Annotated in this window: 11 protein-coding genes; all 11 read left to right on the plus strand. The window is 49.2% G+C overall.

Going from position 1 to position 21558, the window contains the following annotated elements; translation table 11 throughout:
* Position 1: 1 nt before the first annotated feature.
* Positions 2 to 1795, plus strand: coding sequence for a hypothetical protein (locus PESP_RS07845; RefSeq protein WP_089347534.1), 1794 nt, complete (start codon positions 2 to 4; stop codon positions 1793 to 1795).
* 77 nt (positions 1796 to 1872) lie between these two features.
* On the plus strand, positions 1873 to 8256 hold the full coding sequence (locus tag PESP_RS07850) for a hypothetical protein (protein WP_125939509.1): 6384 nt from the start codon (positions 1873 to 1875) through the stop codon (positions 8254 to 8256).
* 57 nt (positions 8257 to 8313) lie between these two features.
* Positions 8314 to 8688, plus strand: a complete 375-nt coding sequence (locus PESP_RS07855) for a D-Ala-D-Ala carboxypeptidase family metallohydrolase (RefSeq protein WP_089347536.1) — start codon at positions 8314 to 8316, stop codon at positions 8686 to 8688.
* A complete protein-coding gene (locus PESP_RS07860; protein WP_089347537.1) occupies positions 8688 to 10478 on the plus strand; it encodes a hypothetical protein in 1791 nt (596 codons plus the stop codon). Before PESP_RS07855 ends, PESP_RS07860 begins: the two co-directional genes overlap by 1 nt.
* On the plus strand, positions 10475 to 12406 hold the full coding sequence (locus tag PESP_RS07865) for a phage tail tip fiber protein (RefSeq protein WP_089347538.1): 1932 nt from the start codon (positions 10475 to 10477) through the stop codon (positions 12404 to 12406). Before PESP_RS07860 ends, PESP_RS07865 begins: the two co-directional genes overlap by 4 nt.
* A gap of 12 nt (positions 12407 to 12418) precedes the next feature.
* Positions 12419 to 12796 (plus strand): hypothetical protein, encoded by a 378-nt coding sequence (locus PESP_RS07870; RefSeq protein WP_089347539.1) that lies wholly within the window; start codon positions 12419 to 12421, stop codon positions 12794 to 12796.
* Between the two features lie 12 nt (positions 12797 to 12808).
* Positions 12809 to 18178, plus strand: a complete 5370-nt coding sequence (locus PESP_RS07875) for a tail fiber domain-containing protein (RefSeq protein WP_099052189.1) — start codon at positions 12809 to 12811, stop codon at positions 18176 to 18178.
* Entirely contained in the window at positions 18171 to 19424 is a 1254-nt protein-coding gene (locus tag PESP_RS07880) for a hypothetical protein (RefSeq protein WP_089347540.1), read from the plus strand. The genes PESP_RS07875 and PESP_RS07880 overlap by 8 nt, the downstream gene beginning before the upstream one ends.
* A gap of 82 nt (positions 19425 to 19506) precedes the next feature.
* Positions 19507 to 19860, plus strand: coding sequence for a hypothetical protein (locus tag PESP_RS07885; RefSeq protein WP_089347541.1), 354 nt, complete (start codon positions 19507 to 19509; stop codon positions 19858 to 19860).
* Positions 19860 to 20057, plus strand: a complete 198-nt coding sequence (locus tag PESP_RS07890; RefSeq protein WP_089347542.1) for a hypothetical protein — start codon at positions 19860 to 19862, stop codon at positions 20055 to 20057. Before PESP_RS07885 ends, PESP_RS07890 begins: the two co-directional genes overlap by 1 nt.
* A gap of 277 nt (positions 20058 to 20334) precedes the next feature.
* Entirely contained in the window at positions 20335 to 21516 is a 1182-nt protein-coding gene (locus tag PESP_RS07895; protein WP_089347543.1) for a tyrosine-type recombinase/integrase, read from the plus strand.
* The last annotated feature ends 42 nt before the right edge of the window (positions 21517 to 21558 follow it).

Raw genomic sequence — 21558 nt, forward strand, 5'->3', positions numbered from 1 at the left:
TATGGCAGGTTATGGAATGCGTGACGGCTCGGCCATTATCAATGCGATAGGCCAGTACGCACAATATGCGGAGCGACGCGAGGAACGAGAGTACCAACGTGATCGGCAAGAGCGCCTAGACGCGGAGAACATGCGTCGCCAGCGTTTGGCAGATGAGCGCAGTAGTGCTCTGTTTGAGCGCCAGATGAGCGAGTACGACTATAAAGATGCTGAGCGCCAAAGAATTGCGGGTGAGCGCCAGCGTTTACAGGACGCGCGACAGGGCTATGTTGATGATGTTGTATCTTCGGTCGACGAGCAGGAGCAGGCTGAGCTAAGCAGGTTCAATCGAGCGCTAACGCGTGATGGCGGCAATGTTGAAATCGCTAGTAATGGTGACGGCACTGTGTCATTTGCTGTACTCAAGTCTGACGGCCAACGAGCGCCATTGACTGTGAACCCGAATGACAATTCGAGTACGCCCCTTCGTGCAAAAGAAGAGGACTTAGAACGCCTACAGGCTCATGCAGCGAACAGTATTCGTGTAGCGGAGCAAAACGGTGTAGACCCTGAACATCATGCAGCGTATGTACGTGCGGGTTTTACAGCTGATGAGAACGGTATCGTGCGCGAGGCTTCACGCAATGAGTTCATGGATAACCTCAAAAAGCAGGGCTTATTAGACGCTATGCGAGGCAAACAGGTTTCGCCAGATAGTGATGTACCTACGCAAGAGAACCTTGACCGTTCAGCTGCGGGGCAAGAGGCCGCTAGTGAGTCTAAGCGAGAGGGCGCTCGTCGTTTAGCGGGTGTTAGTGGCCGTGTCGCTGCATTGGAAAAGGCTTTCGGTAAAAAGGCGCATGGCGAGTCTGCTAGAGCATCGTTCAAGGATGATGTTGCAACGGTTACACCAAGCAACAAGGTAAGCACGCCAGAGGGCGCTGAGGACTTAGCCAAGACTAAGGCTGCGATTGATCAATCAGGTGAAGAACCGCCGAAGGTGAATCGCGCCCTAGAGCCAATAGCACAGGTTGAGGACGTTGAGCAAAAGTTGCAGGCCATTAAGGACAAGTACGCGGCTAAACGCAAGCGTGCCGCTGTTGTTGGTGAGCTTTACTTGACGGGCAATATCAACGAAAAGCAAATGCGTAACTACATGGATACAGGCGATATGCGTTTTAGTACGCATGATATTGAAAAGCATAGAGCTGATATTTATGAGGCGCAGGCGGGTGCTAAGGCCAAGGTGATTAAAGCGCGTAAAGAGCTACTTAACGCTCAAGTTGCAGCGGCTAAAGCCACGACTACTAATGTTGAGTCACAGGCAAAAGCGCTTAAAGACGCACGTAAGTACCTTGGTGATGTGGGTGCATCTGTGGCTGGCTATATTGGTAGCATGAAAGGCTACAAGTCTGATCAAATCAAAGGGCTTGAGGCACAAATTAATATCCTTGCCGACCGCTTTATGGCTAATGGCCGCTACAGTGTTGAGGCTATGAGTACGCCAGAATTTGCTGCAATGTGGTCGCATGGTATCGAGTCTTACCTTCGTGCCGAGCCTAACGCTGACTTAACGGTGATGAGTGTTACGCCTTACATCACGGCGGTTGAGGCTAAGTATAAGCCAGAAACGGCTAATACGATCAAAGCTGTTAGCACGTACTCAGGCCGTGGGATTAGTGAGGTGAGAGACGCGTACAACAGCAAATACAATGAAAATCGTATGGAGTACGAGAGTAAAGGTGGTGAGTGGAATGCTGAAACTCAGCGCGATTTCGACGAGCTGTTCAAGGAAGAGTATCTTTATAAAAAGTAGTAACACTACTAAAAAATATAACAGTATTAATGTTAAAATCCCTAGCACTAAAGAGTGTTAGGGATTTTTTTATAAGTATGAGTAATTTCCTAGATGAGTTAATCCGAAGGGGCGAGGGCAGAGGTGACTTTGCCAAGAACAAACCAGAGGGTGCGATTGATGATGTTGAGCTGCGGGATGGCGACAGTGGTGGTATTGGGGAGCAAAAAGACGCGCGTTTTGAGGGCTTCAATACCGTTGAAAAACCGCATGATTGGCGTAGCGACAAGCACCCGAACGCAGATGACGCTCAGGCCGTAACGCAGGGCCTGCTTGATGAAGGTGGCTACGTTGTAAGTGGTGATGAACGAGGCAACTATGGCCGCTCATTGTCGCGTGTTTATGATAAAAATGGCAACGACATTGCGGGTCGCATGGTGGAATCAGGTGCAGCAGCGCCAGACAGAAGTGTTGACGGTACGCAGGCTGAAATGCTTGGTATCGCACGTCGAGCGCTAGGTTTTGCCCCGTCAAGCGACGAGAAGATGAATGAAGTAGGCCAGAAGATTCGTGAGAGCAACGATGAGTTCAAGCCGTGGGAAAACGCTATTCTTGAGTCAAAGGTGTATGACCGTCGCTCAACGTTCGAACGCGCATTCGAGCGTGGTACTGACGAGACTAAGGCTTCACTAGGCGGTGCGCTTAACTACATTGGTGAAATGGTAGGTAACGACGAATGGGTCGAGGAAGGCCGACAAATTGCTCGCAGGCATGGTGTAGATGCGGCCTTGAACAAGCGTAAGTTCGAGAATGTTGACCAAGTTGAGGGCTTTAGTGACGCTTTAGACTATGTGGTCGAAACTCTTGGCGAAGCCGCCCCTGGTCTTATAGTTGATGCGTTAGCTACTGCGGGTACTGTGGCAATCGGTGCTGCGACAGGTGGTTCAGGCGCGATTGCGGGTGCTGGCTTAATGGGGGCTATGAGAGCTACCGCTGGTCGGGCGCTTATGAAAGGGGCTAAGGCTGGCCTATATGCTGGTCCTGCGGTATCGGGATTCGTACAGGCTGCGGGTGCAATGGAAAACCGCTTAGATAGCACTGGCGAAGGTGAACATACAGCAGCTTCAACGTTGTCAGGTGTCACTGGCGCTGCGCTAAATGCACTGCCTTTTGTTGCTGTTTTTGGCAAATCGCTAAAAGCTAGTGGCCTATCTGATGAGGCGGTGAAACCAGTTCTGGATGCCCTTGCTAAACCGTCTGTGGCTAAGCGCCTTAAAGACGTTCTAGGCACTACAGCAATCGGTGCTGCGGCTGAGGGTGTAACTGAAACAGCACAAGTGATTACAGACGAAATCATTGCTACGGAAGTGGGTGATGATGAGTGGCGACTAGAAACGCGTGATGCTGTTGAAGCAGGTATCCGAGCTGTTATCGGCGGTGGTGCTATGGGTGGTATCGCGTCTACAGCGGGTAATACCGTTGGCTTTATGCGCGAGTACAACCAAGCACGTAAAGGTGCTGATGCCGAGGGTGAAACAGTAGATGCCGAGGGCTGGAGGGCTGACACAGTGGAAGAAGTTGAGGACGACGGCGTACCGTTCTCAGGCGATGATGCACTTGAGCAGAGTGTTGAACGAGCGGCTAAGAAACGCCCTAAAAGCAAGCCCAATGCGAAGGAAGGTGATGATGAGCCAAGCGTTGTAGGCCAAGGCCAATTTGATTCCCTCACCGCACGCGATGTACCTAACCTAAGTAGCGACCGTTACGACGAATTGCGCGAAATACTTGAGCCGAAGGGCAAGCCATTATCGGAGGCTGAAATAGGTGCGCTTGTGGATAATGGGACACTTACTGACGAAGAATTGGCGCGTTACGCAGCTGATAGTCACTATGGCGCAAGTACACCGCTAAGTGGCGGTTACGATAAAACGCGTGGTGATGAGGCGCTTGCTCGTGTGTTCAAGCAGGTTGTTCGCCTGTCTCGTGATGGCAAACTTAAGCTAACTGAGCAGGAACGTAACCGTTTAACCGAGGCTGAGGAAGAAAGCACAGACACCGCGTTAAGAGCGGCACTTGGCGCTATTAACCCAGAGTTCAACAACATTGTGTACCGCAATGCTAATCAGTTCGATGGTCGCGCTATGTTCCGTGACTACGTCAAAATCAAACGCGACCGAGTTAAGAACCGTGAACGTATCAAAAAAGAGGCGCAAGTTGAGAAATCAATCGAGAACGCGCCGACAGTTCAAATCCCAAAAGGTGAGGCACCAAAAGAAAAACCAAAAGGTGTCGTAAAAAGCGCACCAGATTGGATTAAAGAAGGCCGTAAGCCGAGTAAAGAGGAAGTCGATGAGGCTATGTCTATGCTCGATAATGCAAAGGACAAGCTCAAGGTTAGAATCAGAAGTGTCATAGAGGGCAAGGGCAAAAATACTCAGGCCGCGCGTGACATTTTCGCAGTCGAGGTGGCTAAGAACGCTAAGCAGTTAGCCGAGGTAGGCCAGCACTATGACTTTGAATCGACGGGCTCTATTGAGGCCGACAAGCTCACGCTACTTAACAAGATTGTTGATAGCAGTATCGCGGGGACAAAACCCGATGTGGCTAAGCCTAAGAAAAAGGCGCAGAAGCCCACTACCACTGAGGGTAAGGTTGAATACCTTAAGCAAGAGCTTGGCACACGTACAGCGAGTGACGGGGATATGGGCAAGCTGCTTGAATCACATGAGCAGTACGTTAAATTCGTCAAAGATGGTGATGCGGTCGACCCAGCTAAATTGTCCGATACTGCGCTTAACACGCTAAAACAACGTGAGAAGTTCGCTGATAATGAAGCGATAACTAAGCAGATTGACGAGCTACAGGCGCGTGTTGATAAGTTTGAGTTCATTCAATCATTCCGTAAAGCCGTTGACTCTATGTATGACGAGACCGCAGCAACTAAGTCGCAGCGTGAGTTAGGCGAAAGAACAGACCAGCAAGTCGCCTACGCTGAGCGTGATGAAAATGGTGATGAGCGAAATGTCGGTGACGTTCAAGGTGTTGTGGACACCGGTGATAACGACCTAGAAGTTGCGGCCAACTACACCCGTAGAACGCAAATGGCCGAGCGTGTCTACAAAGAGCTAAAGAAAATCAAGGGCATGAATAACGCTGCACTTGTTAAGTTCATGCGTGAAACGGTTAAGCCTACAGAGCGCGAGGCAGCACTTGGCGACCGTCTACCTAAGCGGACCCGTAAGCGCAAGCCTATTGATAACCAAAAAACGACGAAGGACAGCCAGTTCGATCAGTTCGATACAAGCAAGCCGTTATTTACCTATGGCGACCAAGAAAAGCGACCAGATACCCGCCACTTGTCGAAAGGCACGGTGAACCGACTTAAGGAGCACCTTGAGAATGAAGATTTTGAGGCGTTCGGTAAGCTACTCGAAAAGACGGGTATTATGCCTAAAGAGGCCACTATTGGTGAGGCCAAGATGACACCTAGCGAGCGCCTGGCATCGGTGGCTCGTAACTCGTTCGCAAGCAATAAGCTATACAGGGCAGCTCGCGCACGTTCGGGTGATAAACGAAGTGATCGGGGTCTTGTAGTCCGTGACAACGAATCGGGCAAACCGTTGAATGTCGACCTAGATGCAGTTACACGCTGGGTATTACGTGAAGATAAAATCGACCTAAATGACGGCGACGCAAAAGTGAACGAGGAGCTTGCAACTGCGGTGCTAAGTGGTATCTCAGCGTTGGCAGAGCTACGCCTTAGCGATGGTCGCCCTATGTTCAGCTTTAACCTAGACACTATCCGCGATAGCGCCGTTGTGTACCGTGTCGATGGCGATAAGCTGGCCTCAGTGACAATGGGTTCTATCCGAAATGGCATAAACTACAAAGGCAAAAAACGTAGCGAGGAAATTGATGTTGTCCAGCCCAAGCATGTTGACAGAGAACAGCGCGCTACGCTCCGTAAAATAGGGATTAAGCTATCAGATAAGCCTGAGTTCAATTCTATCATTGCAGCGGCTGAGAATGCCGTAGCGGTTGGTGATTTGCTACCTAAAGAGCTGGTTGCTCTTACTTCGTCAATAGAGCATAACCTAAGAGCTAACCGTACGCTGTCTGACTTGATGCCGGAAGATATAGGCAATGTGTACCGCGATGAAGTGTCTTACGATGATATTGCTTCATTGATTGCCGACTCAGTTAATGAGGGGAAAATCACTGAGGAGCGCGGTGATGAGTTGTTGCTTGACGCTAAAAACCGTGTGTTCGACAAAGAATTCGAACAAGCGGCTAAAGACAGTGGGGAGTTGACGATCAAAACACAGCGTATTGATGACGAGTTGGCAAACCGTGATGACGTCTCTATGGTGAACAGCACTCGCGGTGTTTTGCATAAGTCTAAGCGTAAAGCCAAGATAGGTGCGGGCAAACAAACAGCTGTTAGGCGATCACTTCAGGAAAGCGTTGAAGCGGCTAGGGCTGATTATGAGCTAGCTAAAAAAAGACCGGATAGAACTTCGCCAGAGGGCATCGACGTAAAGGCTAAATTAGTCGCAGAGGCTAAGCGAAAGTTAGATATAGCTGAAATCGCGCTTAAAAGCTATAGGGACACAGAGGTTGGCAAAGGCACGGACATGAGCAAAGGCCGTAAAATTCAACTTAACCGCAAGCTGAAAAAAGTCGTGCAGCGTAATCGAGGGCTAGCCAAGAAATCTATGTTCCGTTTCTTTGAAATGACGCGTACTAGGCTAAACCGTATTCACCCAGAGGCCGCAGCGAGAGCTGATAGCTTCACGTCGATCCAGAGAAATGACACGGAGTATTTCGCTTCACGTATTGGCAAAGAGGTTGGCGATAACAAGGCTATCCAAAAGGGCTATGAGGACTCACTGAAAAAGGTTAAAAGCCCAGAACGCGACAAGTACGAAGCTTTTATCTCAAAACTAAATACTTACGTTAAGAAACACGACAAAAACTTTAAACCGGTATTGTCTAAGGTTCATTTAGACTTGCACGCTGTTGAGCGAAATAGGGAAGGTTTCTTGTCGATACTGCGGGAGGCGGACGTTAAGAACCCAGAGGCGGTGCTTGATTCAATACTTGATGGTCGGGGCTACCCAGAGTTCGCCATTAGGCCAGAGCTGTCTAACCCGCCAAGGTCAGGCCGCAAGGTGCTAGAGCCACTTTACGATAAGTTGAAGGAAGGGGGGTTCGCGGATACTGATGCGCCTAGACACCTACTGCGCCTTGTTAACTCGTCGACTAGCTGGGCTGCGTGGAATCAAACGCATGGCGGCACTAAAAATGGCAAGTGGGATTCAAATGCTGAATTTGAGCGCATTCAGGGCGAGGTGCATTCAGGCAATCGTCAGGAGTTCGCCAAGTTGTACCAAGGCGTAACGGGGCGTTTGGGCATGAATATGTCACCTGTCTTACGTGGTGCAAACTCTGCGGCGCTGGCCTTTCAGTCGGCTACGGTATTGTGGTTCACTGGCCTAGCGAGTGTGCCAGAGGTTGCTGCGACTTATGCACGTATGCGCGGTGATACTAATGGTATGCTGGATGATGCAAAGAGCGTGTTGACTAGCGTTGGCCGTGAGAAAATGTTTAAGGTCGCACGAGACTTTGACATTATCACTGATGATGCAATCGAGCACTCGCTACAAGAAATGTATAATATGAACGACTTAACAATGGGGCGTGTGTCGCAGAGTGTGCAAGCGTTCGTGTTCAAATACAACGGCCAGAATTACGTAACCAAAATGACGCGTGCAATAGCGACTAAGGCTGCTGAGCGCTACCTTGTGCGTGCTGTAGAGGACGGGACAGACGGTGAAAAACGATTAAAAGAGCTAGGTGTAACTGCGGCGGATGTTAAAGTGTTCGCGTCGGATGCAGACTTAACAAGTCCTGCTGGCAAACGCTACCGTGATGCAGTTCACAAGTTCGTTAATGAGGCCGTGACTAACCCACGTTCTACGCAGTTACCGCTTGTGGCGAATGACCCGCGTTTCTTGCTTGTTACTACGCTTAAAAAGTTCTTCTACGGCTTTTACGACAACGTACACAAGTCGTTGGCTAAAGGCTTCAAGGACAAGAGTTCAAGTGTTGACCCTTGGAAAGCGGTCGCTGTTACGGCGGCGGTTGCGCTCCCATTAGCACTTGTTGCGGAGCTTATACGTGAGCAAATCAGATACCCGTTTGGTCGCCCTAAGTGGCAGGGTGAGCGCGATATAGCTGATTGGGGAGGCAGTGTCCTCGCTGCTACTGGCTTACTTGGTCCCGCAACGATGGCCGAGTCTATCTACGCGGGTACAACGTATGGTAATCACCCCGTAGTGGCGGCTTTGGGTCCGACTGCACAGTTCGCTGTCGATGTGGCTACGCTGGAAATGCAACCGAGTCGTGTTGTCCCGCTGGCAAACCAGATACCTTGGATGGCTAAGCCTATCAATGAGTCGGTCAAGAATTTAATTAAATAAAACAGTAATACTGTTATAATGCCGCATAAGTAATACTAATATTTATGGGGCTTTTTCATGGCAGAACCAAGAACAAAAAACTTCAAGCCTTCGGAGCTACGCTGTAAATGTGACTTTTGTAAGGGTGAGGTGCCAAATGAATGTGATCCGTATGCTTTGCGCATGTTGCAGAGAATACGTGATGAAGTTGGACCACTTGGCCTAAGTAGTGCGTACCGTTGCGCAAGACACCCAGAAGAGTCAAAAAAGGCGAGTCCTGGTCAACACTTCAAAGGTGTCGCTTTTGATATTCTTGTGCCGTGGGGCGTAAAACGAATGCAGATTGTCGAGCTTGCTCTAAAACTTGGGGCTAAAGGCTTCGGCTTTGCCAACTCGTTCCTGCATATCGACTGGCGCGTGTCGGGTGAACCTGTTAGTTGGACGTACCATTAATGAAAATCTTGTTTAATGCTTTTCTAGGCACTGCGCCTAAGTTTGACGAGGAACAACTGCCAGATGGTTACTCTGTGGTGTCGAATAACACCAAGTCAGAAAGAGGCATTCTTGAACCGTGGGCGCTCCCTACGTCATTGGGCAGCTTTGGCCGTAGCGACACGAAGTCTATGCACAAGTACCGTGACCAATGGTTTACGTGGCCTGAGATCACCTACGCGGTTAATGCACCGCTCAAGAATGATGCGTACGATTACGCACTGTTCGCGTCGGCAAATAGTGAGCCTAGAGTGGTTTACAACCTGAACGCGGAGGAGGGAGTCGGTCCTTATCCTGCGGTAACGTACCCGCTTAATGTGCCTGTGCCAGAGAAAATAGATTCTGTGATCACCGGTGACGCGGAACATTGGTACTACGAGCCACAAGAGGAAGGCGTAGACTCAACGGGTGACACTGATGGTGACGGCATCGTTGGCCTAAAGCCATCCCAAGACCCAGAGGACAGTGAGTATGACTACTCAGAAGTTGCGTACTCGTACTGCTATGTTGATGCTTGGGGGCGTTTAAGCGCGTTGGCCGACCCTACGGATATAGTGAAAATCCGTGAATGGGAGTACGTCAATACGACTGCGGTTACGCTTACTTTCCCAACACCGCCAGATACGCTGTTGCTAACTGACCCGTTGCGTGGGACAGATGCCAAAATCCGTGTATTCAGAACCAACTTAGCTAGCTCGGGTACGGCTGTATACCAGTTCGTTGCAGAGATACCAGCGACGCAGAGCACATACACAGACACCACATACAGCGGTGACTTGTTGGACTCGCCTATCAACGAGGATTGGGTTGGCGCACCAGACTTGAATGCGGAGCTTTACCCGAATGGACCGATGCAAAAGGTCGTCGTTATGGGTTCAGATATTCTCGTAGGCCACAACAAACGAATCTTGTGCTTTGCTGAACCAGATGCGTTCTACGCGTGGCCTGTCAAATACTACAAGGTGTTCCAAGAGGACATTGTGACGATTGAGACTTCGGGTTCAAACCTTGTTGTGCTGACAACTGGCGTACCTTACGTGGTGCAAGGCGTTCACCCTGAGTCGATGGATGCAGCGAGGCTGGCAGACCCAGTTCCCTGCTCAAGTCCGCAGGGGGCGACCGAAGTTGCGGGCGCTGTCTACTTCACCAGCGAAACGGGGCTACACCGTATCGAGGGCTATTCAATAGCTAACGTGAGCACCGGTTTCATTGACAATGATGCGTGGCGCAAGCTTGACCCTAGCACGATGATACTTGGTAACTATGACAATAAAGTCTTTGTTCGTTGCCCTACGGTGGATAAAACGCTCGTGTTTGATGCGTTAGACCCAAATGCAGGCATCAGAACGGTTGACCTAAGAGCTGAGTCGTTTGTTGAGTTAGAAGAGACGAATGACCTAGCTTACGTTGACAGTGATACCCGCGAGTTGATGCTTTTCGATTCGTCAGAGGACGGGTTCATGGAGTTAGGCTGGGAGTCAAAAACATATCTGTTCAATGACCCTGTTTGCTTCAATATCGCTAAGGTGCGTGCTAACACTTACCCCGTTAAAGTTCGTGTGGAATATGACCATGCCTCAACAGGTGAAACGGTTGGCTACACAAAGCTTGTTGAAAGCCCTTCGTTCTTCTACTTGCCGTTCAATAGCCGTGCTTTTCGTTGGCGTACAGTCGTTGAGCCGATTAGCCAAGCGGCCAAGTTAGAGGTTCGCGACATTCAGCTTGCGCAATCACCGGAGGAGCTTGTATGAGTCGAGCTTTACCACCTGTACCTAAAGACGTATCCCGCTCTGTTTCGCAGTTCCTTAACTCGCTGCGTGAGACTGTCCAAGTGCAAGCGGGTATGGGGCGTGGTAACGCGCTAGACCGAGCTGTTACGTTCAGAGACTTAAAAAAGTCGATAGGGACTGATGATTTATCGTCTATCGCTACAAAGTCGGCTACAGGCGTTGTTACGGCGTTTAATGACCCTATGCCGACGAAGCCGACAAACTTCGCGGCGTTCGGTATGTTCAATATGGTGGGTCTTGAGTGGGATAGGCCAAAAGCCGATTGGTACGCGGCCACCGAAATATACCGTGTTGACGTAACGGATGACCCAACGGCCACGCCTGTATTCAGCGAGGCTGAGTACGTTGGCGCGTCGGCCACTGGATTCTTTTCAGATTTGGCTGAGCCTGCTAGGTCTTTTGTTTATTGGGCTAGGCACTTAAACCGTGATTACCAAGCAGGTGACGTAAGCTCGCCAGAAGGTACACGGGCGAGTACGTCAGAAAGTCCAGAGCAAGTGTTGGTCAAGTTCAGTGAAGAGATTACGGATAGCAATAACTTCAAGTGGCTGCGCAGCGACCTAAGCATAATGGACACGATAAACCGAACGTTGCAAGGCAGTGGTTTAGGTGATTCAGGTCTTGCAGATTTGATCAACGGGAGCGCTTCACTTAGCGATATGCTTGCCGAACAAGCTATGAGCGAGGCGCTGTCTAAACACACGCAGACAGAGAGCATCCAACAGCAGTTTGCAAAGAATTACGCGCGTTTGTCGGGCGGCATTCATGCAGCGGTAAACGCTGACGAGGCTTATGTGCTGCGTATCCAAGAGCTTGAGTCTAAGTGGGAGAATGACCTTGGCAACATAGTCGACTCAAAAATCAGTGAGTTCGATACGGTGCTAAGTAGCTCGGAGGGTGCTATCGCACAGGCGATTAGAAACTTCACTGTTGACTACAACGGCACAAACGTAAGCCTACAGCAATTGGCGAGCACTACAGCGTCGCAAAGCGGAGCTTATGAAGCACAATGGGGTGTGAAAACAAATGTTGCTGGCCTACAAGGTGGCGTGGGCTTCCTCAATGATGGCACTAAGACAAGTTTTGTTGTTGATTCGCAGACCTTTGCGGTAACGGGCGGTAATGAAAACGTGTTCCCGTTCATCGTCAAAGATGGCAAGACGGTTATCGACAAGGCGTTCATCCAAGACGCAGAGATATACAGCCTTCTTGCTTCAAACATCGTTGCAGAGCGCGTAAAGGTCGGCCTTTCGTTCTCGTCGCCCAGCATTACGGGTGGTTCGATTGATGGGGCTAAGTTGACGATTGGTGACAAGTTCTCTGTTAGCCAAGATGGGATCATGCGAACACGCGACGGCTTTTTTGAAGGTAACTTAGCGGCCAAAAGCGGATACCTTGAAAATGTGCGTATTGACGAGTCTTGCAAGATAGAGGGCACGCTATACGCGCAGAACATCGAGGGCGACATAGTTGACCGTACGGTAATCGTTGTTGACCGCGAGATTGAAGTTGGACCGAGCGAGGTGTTTGTTTTAATCGAAGGAACAATCGCCCCTGGTCTTTTAGGCGCTACCGAAGAACGCGTACTTGTTGTTAGTGGCATAGCACTAGACCACCAAGGCGGCGGTGGCTCTACGAGTAACTTTGACGTTTATCTGAGGCTTGATGGCTCGGTTGTGCAGAAGTTCCATTCACACAACGTTGAGGAAGAAGGCTCAGTGACAGTGCAATTGGGCTGCCATATCCCTAAAGGCACTGCGGAGCATACGTTTGCCGTGGAGCTTAGGCCAGACGTAAACGATCACATTTTAGTGCAGCAGTCAGCGATTGTTGCGGACGTATTTAAGACGGGTAGCACGTTTAAGGACGTGTCCGGCCTTCACTACTAGAGGTAAAATTTTATGAGTAAATGGTACAGAACAGGTGTTGTTAACCTAACCAAAGATAGCGATATTATTGAGGGTATCGGCACATATTGGGCGTCGGCTGCAAACAAGCCTTCTGAGGGTGATATGTTCGTCCTTGATACCCGTGTTTATGAGGTAATGGAGGTTATTGATGACTCGACAATTCGCATTGATAAACCATATAACTTAGCTACAAAAAGCAACGTGCTATATGGTATTATGCGCAGTGTTTCAGCAACCACAAACACACGACTTGCAGCGCAAGTCAGTGATACATTAGAGAAGCTAGGTAATCGCGTTACTGTCTCTACTACAGCCCCTAGCGCGGGGCAGGGTAAAGATGGTGACATTTGGATTGTCGCAGCCCCCTAATGGAAAACCGCAATGTCGGCTATAAAAATAAACGGGACTTGGCAACGAGTCTCGTCAATAAAAATAAAACAAAACGGGGTGTGGAACGACCACATCGCGTTGTATGCGAGGTTAGACGGTGCTTGGCACCTGATAGACCTAGCTGCTGAGGCTCAAGGTCCAGCCTACCATGTCTGGAAGGCATACGCTGATGATGCACTCGGCAATGGTATTAGCCTTTCCCCAGAAGGCAAAGAATACATAGGCTTTGCTGTAGGTCAACGAACGGAAGAACCTGACCTATCAGACCCGTCGCTTTATGATTGGTCCCTAATCAAAGGTGCGGACGGTAAAGACGTAGACCCCGAAGTCTTAGCAGAAATACTAGAGAAACAGGACGGGTACAATAGTTCGTTATATGATGTTAATGATGGCCTGTCTACAGTCGAGCAAGCTTTGGCGGACGCTGATTCTCGCTTAAAAGCTGCTGATGTGGCGCTCAGCCAAGCCCTCCAAACCGCACAAGTAGACTTCTCAAGCTCAGTGGATTCGTTAAATGAGTCTATTGGCGAGGTCGAGAATGATCTGCTAAATCTAGTTAGCCTAAGTGGCGAGCAAGGTTCGTCAATCACGCAGCTTGAAAATACTACTGATGAACAAGCGCAAAAAATCGCTGTGCTTGAGACTAATGACGGCAGCACTCGCTCACGTGTAGCTTCGTTAGAGTCAACGTCGGACGAACAGGCTACACGCTTGTCTAGTCTTGGTGTTTGGGACGGTGAATCGTTCGCTACAATCAAAACGCTGGAAGAAGCCGATGCTGAGAATGCTAGCTTGATCCGAACACTCGAAACGCGTGGAGAAGAAGCGGATTCTAAGATAGCATCACTTGAGTCTACGTCGTCAAGCCATGCCTCAAGGTTATCTACTGTAGAAACGAGGTCTACCAATGCTCAGAACCGTGCGGCTGCTCTTGAGGAGACGACGCGAACTCACGCAACTCGGCTTACGAACGTTGAAACGAAAGCGGACGATACCGAGTCTAAGGTATCTACGTTAGAGCAGACGAGCGAAGGTCATGCAACGCGCTTAACAAACGTTGAAACCAAAGCTACAACGGGTGTTAATAAAGCTAACGCCGCCCAAGCTTCTGCTGATGTGGCGAATGAAAGCGTTAGCGAAGTAACTAACCGTGTTTCTACGCTGGAAGAAACAAGCGAAGGCCATGCGTCACGTTTAACTAATGTTGAGACGAAGGCCACGATTGCTGTATCAAAAGCAGATGCAGCGCAAAGTACAGCAAATAGTGGTGTATCAAAGGCGAATGCTGCGCAAACTTCGGCGGATAATGCTCAGGACTCGGCGGACAGCGCGAATACAAAGGTTACAGCGGTAACTAACCGTGTTTCTACGCTGGAAGAAACCAGCGAAGGGCATGCGTCACGTTTAACGAATGTTGAAACAAAAGCCACGTCAGCGGTCACTAAGGCCAATAACGCACAGAGCACGGCAGACACCGGTGTTAGCAAGGCTAACGCAGCGCAGTCGTCTGCAAATGATGCCAATACGAAGATAACGTCTGTTACTAACCGCGTTTCGACGCTAGAAGAAACAAGCGAAGGCCATGCGTCACGTCTAACAAACGTAGAAACCACAGCTAGCAGCGGTGTTAATAAAGCAAATGCAGCGCAGTCTACGGCGAACTCTGCAACTACTAAGGCTAACAACGCGCAAAACACCGCGAATAGTGGGGTGAGCAAAGCAAATGCTGCACAGGCTAAAGCTGATTCGGCTTACAGCAAAGTTACTGCGGTTACGTCGCGTGTCAGCACCCTTGAAAGCACGACGGAGACAATGGCAACAAAAGTCGATGAGGTTAGCTTTAGCCGTGCGAACCTTGTAACCCGTGGCGTGTTCGGCTCTAACCTAAGCCGTGGTGGTTGGACTTCTGGTAGTGTTGTCTCAACGCAGGCCGTTGGCATCCCTACATTGTCGGGTCGCCCGTACGTCCTAAAACTTACGTCTCGTGATTGCTATGACTACAACGCTAAGTTCCCGATAAGTGTCGGAGACAAGGTGTATATATCGGCGTGGGTATATACCACGGACACTAATGTTTCGTTTAACATTGGTTTTAGGCAAGTTCTTGACGGCGTGGAGCAGTCAAGTTGGCCTACGATTATCCGCACGTCTGACCGCTCAGGTAAGTGGGTATACGTAGAAGGAACGTACACGCATACAGCCAGCGGCTACAATGGTCTAGCTCCGTTCTTGCAACTTGGTGGTAGTGGTACTATGCCACCGGTATATATTAGTGACATTGTTTACAGTCGTAGTAGCCATAGTGGTGCGCTAGCTGCTGTCACTGATGAGTCTAAAGCCTATGTTGACCAACAAACAGGTGAGCTAAAGGCTGAACGTGTGATAAAGGCCGATGCTAACGGTAAGGTGTCGGGTATCCACTTACTAGCTAAGGGCAGTGGTGCTGATGCTGGCGGTAAGTTGTACTTCCAAGCTGATGAAATAGCTATCGTTCCTCCTAGCTGGAACCCTAGTACAGAGGCGGGCAAGACGAAGTTCCCGTTCTACTTCTCAGAAGATAGAAGCTTCATGTACCTTGATGAAGCCATGATTCAAAAGCTTTCTGCGGAAACAATTGATAGTGGTCGATTAGCGGTAGATGGCCTTACAGTGCTGTCTAACGACATTTCAGTGCCAGCGGGTGCTATTAGAGAGCACATGATTGACCCTTCGTTCAAAGATGGCATCGTTCGTGTGAACCCGGATGCAACTATTCAAGGCGGTACTAAGTCTGTCTCAGCAACTGGCATAGGCCAAGGTAAGAAGATTACTGTCCCTGCGCTTGAGTCAGGCGGTAGCGCCCAAACCATGACAATCAGTGTGGTCGGTCCGAATGAGGTTAACCGTAAAGACGTACAGTTTGACCTTGAGATGAAGCTAAATGGTGCGCCTTACAACTTCACTAGCGGCCAGTCTAAGATTCGTTTGAGTTCGACTATCACTTATTCGACCGAGGACGGTGGCACACGCATGTACCGCTCGTCGTTCAAGTTCGAGGACCAAGTAATCTTGCCTGCACCGACAAAGGGCAACGAATACACGTACGAGTTCATCATCACAAACATGAGCTTTAGCCCTGCGAACACAAGCACGTACAACTTTGCGGATAAGCTAAAGTTCTCAATCTCTGTGTCTGAGCCTACGGTGTCTAGTGGTGGTTTCATTACGGACGTTCGCTGGTCTGAGGTTAAGGAAAAGCCAAGTTTTGTGTCACTAGACACAGAGGGGAATAGCTCGTACCCGCGCATGTTCGCTGGCAATAATCCTGCGGCCTCTAACGTCTGGCTGCGTGTCCCAGCTACCAGCGGAGGCTTACTCCCTTACAGTAATGGAAATAGCAAACTAGGCACTAGCACTTGGAAGTTCAAAGAGATCCACTCAGTTAACTTCTATGAGAACGGGACTGCGCTATCGTCTAAATACCTTGGCAAGAGCGCTACAGCAGTCAATGCGAGCAATGCTGATAAGCTAGATGGGATTAACTCAAGTCAGTTCCTGCGGAGTGACCAAGGCGGGTCAATCGAGGGTCCACTGACTATTAGACACACTAATGTTCAGTTAAACCTTGTAGACACAACTTACAGTAATCACTACTGGCAGTTTGACCACCAAAACGGTGTGTTGGGTTTTAGGTATGATGGTGGTGATATAGCCTTTCAACTGAATAGAACAGGGGAAGCTGCGTTTAACCACAACTTATCTGCTCCTAGTATTACTGAAGGTGGTACATCATTGTCATCTAAATATCTGGGCAAGACAGCTACCGCAGTCAACGCGAGTAATGCTGATAAGCTAGATGGCCTCCATGCTTCCGCTTTCTCTCGTAGTGACCACGGCCATACGGGTCTAAGTTCTAACTCTTGGGGCGGTATAACATCAAAAAACGGCAGTGGTTACATTGACTTTGGCCCCGCGAATACAAGTTACGCGCACATATACACTGATCGTCCAGCTTTTTACTTCAATAAAGAGTTGGAGGTGAACGGCAGCCGTGTGTGGCATAACGGCAACACAGGCTCTGTCGCTAAAAAGTCTAGTGCAAACGTGTTCACCGCAGGACAACAGATAGACGCGACAGGTACGGTTCTTACGCTTGGCGGTTCTACTAAGCAAAATAGCGCCGACGTTAGCATGTACATAGGTAACTCCATAGGTGACTACGGGTTCTACTTCGTGTACCAAGGCTCTAAGGGCGGAAATGATAATGCGCTACTCATACAGTCGACTAATCAGGGCGCACCTAAGAGTATATTTAGCGCAAAGCAGGACGGTTCAACGACCCTGTACAGCACCACAACCTTTAATTCATCTACTGTGTTCCTTGGGCCTATGTACGTTAGAAACATCATACGTATATTTTCAAGCAATGGCGCTAATCAGCGAGTAGACACACGGGACGAGGGGGACGAAGGTAGAGCGCATTGGTATGGCCAAACTACATCAGGAGGGACAAGGGCATTCAAACATGCTTGGTACGATGGTTCTGATTACGTGAACGTGGACGTTAGTGGTCAAACTGTTAAGTTCTCAGGCGCTGTGGACGCCCAAGGAGGACTGAAACAGGACGGCCATACGATACTAAATGGCAGCGACACTTGGGTGCGCACTAAAGGTGATCAAGGTATCTACTTTAGTTCATACGGTGGCGGCTGGCGCATGACGGATAGCACTTGGATACGTGCGTATGGTAATAAAATGCTGTACATCGAGAATGGCAGCACATCGTCTATCCGCACTACAGGTGGAGTCCATGCAAACCAAGGATTCCGTAGGGATAACAACGGTAGCTCATGGATCTCTCAGCGTGACAGTACTCAAGTGGCTGTCTACAACTCTGACGCGGTAAAAACGGACTCGTATGCTGCCGCGATAAGACAGAGGCACGCTAGCTACACATGGTCAGTAGGTGGGTTAGGTAATCGTTATTTCGGTTTCTTTTCGTACACCAATTCGCGGACTAGCAATGGTACTGATGGCTATTTCCGTATGGACTATAGAGGTAACTGTACAGCGAGCGGGACGATGTACGCGCCTGACTTCGTAGCGACTTCTGACAGACGTGTTAAGGACAACATCAAGGCTATCCCTGATGCCCTAGAGAAAGTCTGTAAGTTGACGGGCAACACGTACACTCGTAATGACCTAGAAGATAGACCGTCTGCTGGTGTTATCGCGCAGGAAGTGCAGGAAGTGCTACCGGAGGCGGTGACTGAGACTGATGGGACGCTCCAAGTCGCTCATAATGGTGTGATTGGACTTCTTGTTGAAGCCGTAAAAGAGCTTACAGCTAAAGTTAATAAATTGGAGGCAAGTAATGGCTGATACCATTGAAATCGAGATTGATAGAGGGCGTCTAAACGACGTCCCCTACACCATATACGTAGAGCGCGGCACTATCGTTAGGTTTGCTAATATCAGCAGCCTAACGGCGCTGCATGTTCGTGGGTTCTCTAGCAGCTATTGGACAAGTACGTCCACGGCCGTAGTGGAGAATGGCTCACCTAAGACGTACTATGTTAAGAGTAATGCTCCAATTAGCACTGACCAGCTAGAGGTGTATGACCCGTCGAATAAGTCGACACGGAGCTTCACAATACAGGTCGTCTCGTCAATAGATAAGCCGAACCCCTATTGGATGTCGCCAAGCACCATAGATACATCATATTCGGGGCTCAACGCAAATGAGTTCGTGGTGAGCCAAACCTATAGGCTCGCGACAGAGGATAGAACGGTGGTGCACTTGCGCAGCGATAACCCCGAAGTGCGTTTTAGACTCATAGATGGCAGCTTTGAGGGTAATTGGGTGACGGACTTGTTCATGAACTCCGTTTACCGTCGAGACTTCCAGATCGCGTATAGAGCACCGACCGAAGCTTTTACCACTAAGACAGTAACGGTTCGGATAGGCAGCCGTACGTACACTGTTAGCCTAAGCACCGACCGAGAGCTTGTCCCCGCAAGCCACCATGTTATAAGCCTTGGGCATACGTCGGGTAGTATATCGCTACTTGATATTAAAAATTTTTTCGGAGGGGACGGCAACCTTAGAGACTACTTTAGGAAAGGGCGGAACGTCCCCGATATGGCTGCCAATTCAGGTATCCCAACGTCAGGGGATTTGCGCATTACCGACTTTAGGGGTGCGGCCACAGCATTTTTTATTGCTGTCCACCCGTCGGATAAACCTTTCCGCCAGCTGAGCACTTCCTATGGCACAAGGAGTGTGGGCGTGGGCTGGAACATTTGGAGCGGTGAAGTTGACGATTGGGATTTGGGATATAGTAAGTTTATCAAGGACAACGCGGAGTTCAGGTACACGCTTAGCTACCAGTTCGGCAGTGGCTATGGGACGACTAACCCCGCTGTAAAACCCAAGCTATCGTCAAATACCGGTAGCCCAGGCACTTGGTCATCATCGAACAAGTCGGTGAGTGTCACAGTTACAGCGCAAAAACGTGAAGAATTTAGGGTTATCTGCACAGTGACAATGTATGCTAGGCACAAGAATTACCCTGATAAGACGCTGAGCACTTCTGCCAGTGTTACCGTACGCGCCGTTGGAACGTAGCTATATTTTAACAGTGATACTACTTTTTTAGTGAGTAGTAGCGCGTTATAATCGTGGCTCACTAATAATAAGAGGCTTAAAAATGTTTACAGCAGCATTTACAGACCCACAGGGTACTGAGTTTGAAGCAGCAGTGTTTCAGGTTATCCGCTCAGACTTTACGGCGAACACAAGCGAAGCGTATGTATATGATATTCGCGAGGGTAATGGCACGATTGAGTCGGAAAACGCAAGCTTTTCGCTTAACTACCGCATTGGCTACTGGCCGTCGCAGGCGTCAAAGGATAATGGTGCAGCGCCATATATCCTAATCGACACTGAAACGTACAATGCGGATTTCGCTAGCTATGCGCTACCAGCCGAACAGTACAGCGGGCTAAGTGCGGAAGAAGCGGCGGAGCTTCACTGCAGGACAGAAGTGATCGGGGTTGAATAATGGATGAAGTACAAAAGCTACAAGCTGAGGTTATTCGACTAAAGGCGCGTGTCCTAGATGCGCAGGACGAGCAGCGTGGGCTGTCTGAGGTTCTAGGCGCTATCGCAAAGCGTGTCGGGTTCAAGGGGCAGAGTTTAGCCGAATTGGTTGAGGCTGTACCTGTTGTCGAGCAAACGAGTGAGGTGGAAAGTGCCTAAATTTTTCGCTTTTCTAGTAGCACGTCTATTAACAACCAAGTTCCTTACAAAGCTGTTCCTAACGTTGTCGGGAATCCTAGTTGAAAAGACAAAGGTTAAGTGGGACGACAAGCTACACAAAATTGTCAAAGAAGCGCTGGAAGATAAGTAGCGCAAGAAGATTATAACCCCGCCTAGTGTTCTAGGCGGGGCTTTTTTATGCCAAAAACGTAGACACAAAGATCCCCGTACTTTAATCTTAATAGCGGGGGGTAATCACTATCAGGAGTATGACCATATGAGTGATTTAGAATTACCCAAGGGTATAACAATACACAGAGACAAGCTGCGTATTGCGTTTCGCCCACCGAATGAAAAGAACCAGTGGAAACGATCATTAGGAATACCACCGACGAAGGCAAATATCAAGGCCGCAGAGCAAATGTTGAACGCCATTAGGCGAGATATTAGCTTAGGTCAATTTGATTTGTCACAGTATTTCCCGAACGACCCAAGTTTGAAAAAAGACGAGCGGATGCTGGGGCCAATTATCAGGGAACACTTCATCAAGGCCAAAAAAGGCCGCGTTAAGGGTTCTACCCATAATTCATACAGTATTAGGGCGGAGTGGGTGATAGAGAACTACGGCCACATAGATGCGGCAAATGTCTCACCAAAAGAGGCTATGGAACTCAGGGAGGGTATTATCAGTAAATCGCCGTCCCCCGAGATAGCGACTTTTAGACTGTGGCTTATACGTTTCGCAGTGACACGCGCAGTAAGAGCACTTGTTCTTGAGGAAGATAGGTTTGGCCCCATGCTTGACTCAGTAGAGTCAAAGTCTAAGGCTTTAACGCTTGAGGGGCTACGTAAAGGTATTGAGGCTAATGAGGTGTTCACTATTGATGAAGCCGAGCGGATAGTAAAGGCTTGTTCAAGCGAAAACCGTAAGCGACTAGTTACTTTTCTTTTCTGGTCTGGTTTAAGACCAGGGGAGGCAGCAGCATTAAGGAGAGAGGACATATGTCTACCGTATATAATTGTAAAACGCACTTTAACCCAGTACGGCGACGAACAATCGCCGAAGAGTGGCCGAGCAAGAAAGATATACCTTCCGTCCTCCGCGAGATTGGCCTTAGAACAAGAATTGCGGAGTCACGATTCCGAGAGGGCTTGGGTGACGAGCTTGGGGAAACCTTACACGTCGTCAAGACTCTTCACCACCAAACATTGGAAAAGGATACTTGACAAGGCGGGCTTAGCCTACCTAGCGCCTTACACTACTCGACACAGCTTTGCTAGTTGGATGCTAAAAGCTGGTGAACCTGAGTCGACAGTTGCAGCCCATTTAGGGCATACTGATACCGCAATGATTCGTAGGGTGTATGGGAAATTCATTCCAGACGCTAAACCTGTTTGGACCCTTGATGACCCCAAAAAAGTTGAGATAGTTAAAAACTCAATGATTTCAAAATCCTAGATGAACTGCTCCTAAAAAGATATGTTTTAAGCACACATACTT

It is taken from the genome of Pseudoalteromonas espejiana DSM 9414, from assembly GCF_002221525.1.
GTDB lineage: Bacteria > Pseudomonadota > Gammaproteobacteria > Enterobacterales > Alteromonadaceae > Pseudoalteromonas > Pseudoalteromonas espejiana.